Origin of the sequence: Paraburkholderia elongata (genome assembly GCF_013177735.1) — a bacterium.
In the GTDB taxonomy this organism is placed as follows: Bacteria; Pseudomonadota; Gammaproteobacteria; order Burkholderiales; family Burkholderiaceae; genus Paraburkholderia; species Paraburkholderia elongata.
In genome coordinates, this window is the sequence record NZ_WOEZ01000062.1 from 1 (window position 1) to 5,481 (window position 5,481).

Sequence of the window (5,481 nt, forward strand, 5' to 3'; positions counted from 1 at the left end):
TCTCGATCTACAGCCAGGACGAACTCGATGCCATTGCCGACAGCCTCAACAGCCGACCGCGTGCTACCCATGCATTTCATTCGCCATTCGAGGTGTTCGAACGTATGCTCGCAACCGCTTCGATAACCTCAGCTTTCGTTCATTAACCCCCTGTTGCGCTTCACGCTTGAAACCGCCAAAGATAAAAACAATAAAGACGTCAGGGTTCGTGGTCAGTATCAGGATAAAAAAGGCAACCGGCTGGACAAACATTTCGCCAAGGCAGGCGGGTTCTTCGCGAACGCGACCAACAACATTCCGGACATGTATGGCGCCGGATTTAAGGCACCGTTCAAAGGGAAGGCTGCAACATATACGGGAGCCTCTGGCAATTACGTCTATATCGCAGATGCACCGGAGCGTCGGTACTTTGTGCTTGCGGCCGAACGTCTAGCAACCTTGATCGGCACCATTCGAAGCATCGAACCTTCCGGCGCTGCGAGTGCGGCGAATTTAAAGCCCATCAACGACACCATTACTGTGCTGGGACATAGCCAGGGGACGATTATTACTCTTCTGGCTCAGGCGCTGCTTGCTCAGCGTGGGCAGCGTTGCGCCGACTGCGTAATCATGGTGGACAGCCCATACAGTGTTTACACGACGGAGGAATCTTCTCAAACTGCGAGAGCAAAACTCAAGACGCTCGTTGATATCGTCAACGAAGTAACAAAGCAGCCTTACTCGGTTCCACAGCTGGCTGAATTTCTCATCGCGCATGAGCGGCACGGCGGGCGCGCGGGGAAAGGGTGGACGCCTACGAAAGGGACGCGCAAAGACAAGAGTGGCAAGAACTGGATCACGTTCGACGAGCGCGACAACCGCGGTAAGGTGTATCTCTATTTCTGTCCCGAAGACACAGTTGTCGCGTTGTCAAATATTCGTGGTATTGGCACGTACGGGGTGCCGGACTACGTGCACACCAATACGTATTATTGGGATCCGAATCGGACACGGCCACAAAGTTACGACGAAAAATTGCCAGCCATGGAGGAGTTGAAAAACAAACGCTTCTACCAGCGGATGTGGACGCGCATGGAGCGCGATCAAAACTTTGACGGAAAATATAAGAGAGTGCTGGTCGGAACGCCGCCTGCCCGCGTGCCAATTCGTGAAGCCGACGAACGCCTCAGTGTCGGACCAGAAGCCGGTTGGTCTCTGCTTGGAAGCGCGAAAGCTCAGGCGGTAAACGCTGCCACGCAGGTTTCCCACACGAGAAATGACATACGGTTTATCAACGGAGAAGAGCTCAAGCCACCCTGCGATCCTGACCTCTACGGTGGCGAGGTTGTCCGCGGAGGCCCGAAGCCAGGGTATGCCGATCGTGCAGGTCAGGTGGCACCGGACGACGTCCTGATGGATGTCGCGCTTGGCAACAAATATGCCTCCTTTGAATGGAAAACGGTGGAACATACGTTGTTGCCTGTGCTCAACGTCGATAAATATAAGGAAGCGTTCAACGCAAATAAAGACGTGAATGATCAGTCGCAAAATTGGCAGGTGACACCAAGAACGCTCCTGCCTGGCTTTACCGTGGAGCGCGAAGAAACACCTAATGAAGCTCGAAAGCGGATGAAAACCGATCCTGACGCGTGCGACGATAACAACTACCATTCTGCGGTTTTGCACAGTCCCGAGAATCATCGTTGGGTGACGGCAATGGATGTGGCAATCGGTCAAGCCGTTAGCCTCGACGATCCGGACTGGCGGGATCTTCTCATTCGGATGGCAGATTGGAAGCTTGATTCCGCCGCCGCAGCGGCATTGGCGCTAAACCCGAACCATGGTCGGCTTTCCAAACATGCAAAGGACTTGATCGACGCTACCGCTGAATATTACCAATCCGGAACGTTTCCCGCCGAGAAAATTGTGTCGCTCAAGATGCCTGATCTTGTCACGAGCGAAACTCAGGCGCAGGAGAAAAATCCGGCCCCCCCTCCTCCGGCACCAGTCATTGACTGGGGGAGATTTCCGACATGATGGCCAGGCCGCGCATTTGGCCGTACATTGCCGTATTTGCAGTTGCTGCAATCGCGTGGGTTATCCACGTAATGTACGGACATTATCAATACATGCAGACCACGGGTCTGGAGGCTCCAAACATGGGAAGTACAGTCCGCAACGGCGTGCTCGCGTTGTTCGCCGTCGTGATAGTCGTTTACGGAGCGAGCTTTGCGTGGATGCATCGTGCATCTATGCAGGCGAAGACCGTTTCTTTGCCTCTGACAGCTGCGGCTCCCGCACATGCGGCCATGGCGTCGAACGACACACAACAGCAGGCTGCCATGCTGGCTCTGACTGGACCACGCTTTGTACTCGAAGTACGTGGTCTCGGAGCGGTCATAGGAAAGAACATCAATACGGAGATCTGGAAAAAGATTGAAGCGAAGGCGGACAACCACTCAAGCTTCTTGTCTCAGGATCCCAAAGACTATACCGACAGTGCAGACATCCGCCTGAGCGACCTGACACTCGCAACCGGGATGGCGTTTGGCCAGGCGGCTCACGGCGCGGTTGAACGGTGGCCCGTGCCAGTAATCGTATGGGGTCCCCCAAAGGACCGGTCGAACAGCTTCAGAGCCGCGGCTAACATTGCGGCCGCCCGCCAACAGGCTGGTCTGGGGGGGCACCTTTTTCTTTGGGAGCGCGACGCTAACACGGACGACGGCGGCGCCATGGTTCAACGGCTCTTTGACGTCTTCGATGCGCATCCTGATGTGCCTGCCGCATTAGTCTTTAGTCTCGATGGGTCCATGACCCGGCGACTTTTGCAAGCCCCGGGAAGCGGTAGATTGGAGAATGGCCATATTGTCCCGGCCTTGCCCGACAGCGCTGTAGCAATGCTCGTGTCCCGGTCAGACAGAGTTGATAAATCGATTAGGCCGTTCGCAGTAGAACAGACTGAAGCCGTAGACAACGACAGCACGCAGTATGACGTTATCAAGCTGTGGAACCTGTATTGGGAGAAAAACGACGGGGACGGTCCCGACGATTTTCGCGCCTTTTACAAGCATCAGGCCGCAGCAGATGGTCTGGGAGACTCGGCAAAATCGATAGGTACCATGCAGTCGGTTTGGTGGCAACGGCAGTTGCCGGAACTGTGGAAAGTGGCAAGTAACCAAGGCCCGGGGAAATTCACTCCTACGCCTTACGTACCAGTGCGTTGGACGAACTGGCAACTTAAGCAGTTTGACGACGCACCGTTGCTTGGCTACGTTCATCGCCCTGTAGATATCAAGCTGACTGACGAAAATGGTAAGCCCTTGAATAGCGCTGCCGAGATTGAGGCGTTGATAACTGGATGGGAGCAGGCGTTGAACGCGCTGCCTGATGGAGAGAGGATCAATCGTGTGTTCTACGACACTACCGGTGATCGACAGTGGGTGGCCCCGCTAAGCCAGGCATTCGCAAAAGCCGCGCCTTCGGGCCCAAGCCTAACAAACGCCAAGGAGGGTTATGACATTGGCGGGCGGATTGGTAACACTGGGGTGAGCTCGCCGATGGTTCAACTAGGGCTCGGCCTGATCGCCAGCTACAGTGAAGGTGGGGCAAGTGCTACTGTAAATCGTAGTCCGAATGGGGATGCCAGTATCGTCATCATCAGTCCGCCGCCGCCCGCTGCGAAAACTGAAAACGTGGCTCGCGCCGGCGAGAATCCGTTTATCACCGCGCAGTAGACCAGGTCGCGCGCGATCATTGATGACGACCATCAAACTCGAGGAGGAATTCATGCGCGGAGTGATCCGTATTGGAGACGGTACTAGTCACGGCGGCAAGGTGGTCACTGGCAGTGACACCTCCAGAGTGATAGAAGAGCCAAGGTTCCACACAATCCGATCGAAGATCCTCTTCAGCTTCGCGCCCCTTGCCGCATTTAGCATCGCAGCATGCGCGACGCGGCCGGCGAGATGCGCCCGATAGTCTGAATGCCCGTCGCGATTCTGCGAAGCCGCCCCGTGCCTCACACAATTCGTCAGCACCGCCTTCAACGCATCGAACTCCGTCCGCGCAAGATTCGGATGACTGTTCACCACAACCGCAGCCAGATGCTGCCTCGCGCCTCGACGCATCACGCGAGTCTTCCTTAGATTGACCGCAAACCCTTCCTCAATAGCAATCGCCGCCACGCGAATCTCCAGCCGTTCCGCCACCCGCGCGAGATCGTCCCCACCGGAAAACGCCAGATCATCGGCATAGCGCGTATACGTCGCGCCGAGAGACCGCGCCAACCCCGCCAGCCGCAGATCCAACCGAAAAGCACACAGATTCGCCAGCGCAGGCGAAGTCACGCCATGGACGCAAAAGATAACTTTGAGTTTGAGCGGCAGATTCCGTTGTGCCGGTCCGATTCAGTCCTTGATTTGCGTCACAAGAAGTAATATAAAAATGTCATATGTCGCGCTCGACTCTCTCCGAAAGGGCTCAGCGTTTGAATGCCGCCTTTCATCTGCTTGCCGATGGCCGCAGCCTCAACGAGGCCGCCGAAGCCATGGCCGAGCAGCACAGGATTTCACGGCGCCAAGCCTACCGTTACCTGCAAGCGGCGCAGCACATGTCGTCTCCGGTAGCCGTGGCCGAGCCCACCATTCCCATCACGCTCAAGGTTCCTGCGGCCGTTGCTGTCACATTGCGGGCGTATGCGCAGGCCAATGATTTAACGATGGGCGAAACGCTCACACGTGCTGTCTGTGCTTTGCTAGCGACGGCAGGCGGGCGTGGCTGATCGACGTCCACGCAGTCGGCACGTTGACCTGGAATATACGTTTGACCGCCTGCTGGCAAGGAAGCTCGAGCAGGCCTATGAGATCCTGGTGCCGGATCGTGTGCGCCGCACTGGCGAGCAAACTGGACTGAGTGGAGAGACTGATGAAGGTTGCCGCGATCTACGCCCGGGTGTCGTCCGATCAACAGAAGGAGGAGAAGACCATCGCCAGTCAGACGGCGGCGCTGGTGGAGTTTGCCCGAAGCGAAGGCTACAGCGTTCCGGATGAGTGGGTCTTCCAGGACGAAGGCTACAGCGGCGCAAGCCTGGTGAGACCCGGACTGGAGCGGGTACGCGATCTGGCGGCGGCGGGCGAGATTCAGGCAGTGCTGGCGCTCGCCCCCGATCGCCTGAGCCGCAAATATGCCTACCAGGTGTTGCTCATTGAGGAATTGGCCCGTCACGGGGTGATATTCATCAAGGCGCCGCACTCGGGAACGCCGGAAGATCAGTTGCTGTTGCAGTTCCAGGGCATGATCGCCGATGATGCGGAGTGCGGGATTATGCGAAGCCACACCGCCAAAGTGGCGGCGTAGCTTGCATCTCAACAGTACTCCACTCTGCATTATCCGGGCTCGAACAATGAGGTGATCAGCGCGTCCGGCGCCTTGAATCGGCCGCGACGCAGGCCAGGAGGCAATACCGCCTCAATAGCATCGAGCTTCTCCAACGGATCTACACGT

The 5,481-nt window shown here is 56.7% G+C and carries 4 protein-coding genes and 2 pseudogenes; 5 read left to right on the forward strand and 1 reads right to left on the reverse strand.

Features of this window, described 5'->3' with window-relative positions:
• The 3 genes and pseudogenes from GNZ13_RS52265 to GNZ13_RS12945 form a co-directional block, all read left to right on the forward strand.
• Positions 1 to 146: pseudogene (locus GNZ13_RS52265) on the forward strand (IS30 family transposase); the annotation flags it as partial.
• Positions 147 to 153: 7 nt separating this feature from the next.
• Positions 154 to 2,016 (forward strand): T6SS effector phospholipase Tle3 domain-containing protein, encoded by a 1,863-nt coding sequence (locus GNZ13_RS12940; RefSeq protein ID WP_236001976.1) that lies wholly within the window; start codon positions 154 to 156, stop codon positions 2,014 to 2,016.
• A gap of 122 nt (positions 2,017 to 2,138) precedes the next feature.
• Entirely contained in the window at positions 2,139 to 3,713 is a 1,575-nt protein-coding gene (locus GNZ13_RS12945) for a type VI lipase adapter Tla3 domain-containing protein (protein ID WP_236001977.1), read from the forward strand.
• 87 nt (positions 3,714 to 3,800) lie between these two features.
• Here GNZ13_RS12945 and GNZ13_RS12950 read toward each other — a convergent pair.
• Positions 3,801 to 4,322, reverse strand: a pseudogene (locus GNZ13_RS12950) (reverse transcriptase family protein); the annotation flags it as partial.
• A 143-nt stretch (positions 4,323 to 4,465) separates the two neighbouring features.
• Between GNZ13_RS12950 and GNZ13_RS12955 the strand changes: the two are divergent.
• On the forward strand, positions 4,466 to 4,759 hold the full coding sequence (locus GNZ13_RS12955; protein WP_172164539.1) for a hypothetical protein: 294 nt from the start codon (positions 4,466 to 4,468) through the stop codon (positions 4,757 to 4,759).
• A 143-nt stretch (positions 4,760 to 4,902) separates the two neighbouring features.
• Positions 4,903 to 5,334 (forward strand): recombinase family protein, encoded by a 432-nt coding sequence (locus GNZ13_RS12960; RefSeq protein WP_216674820.1) that lies wholly within the window; start codon positions 4,903 to 4,905, stop codon positions 5,332 to 5,334.
• Positions 5,335 to 5,481: the final 147 nt, after the last annotated feature.

What these genes read in the sequence shown, in the direction of transcription:
- GNZ13_RS12945 (WP_236001977.1), top strand. Translation starts at nt 2,139, where the DNA reads ATGGGAAGTACAGTCCGCAACGGCGTGCTCGCGTTGTTCGCCGTCGTG.
- GNZ13_RS12960 (WP_216674820.1), top strand. Translation starts at nt 4,903, where the DNA reads ATGAAGGTTGCCGCGATCTACGCCCGGGTGTCGTCCGATCAACAGAAG.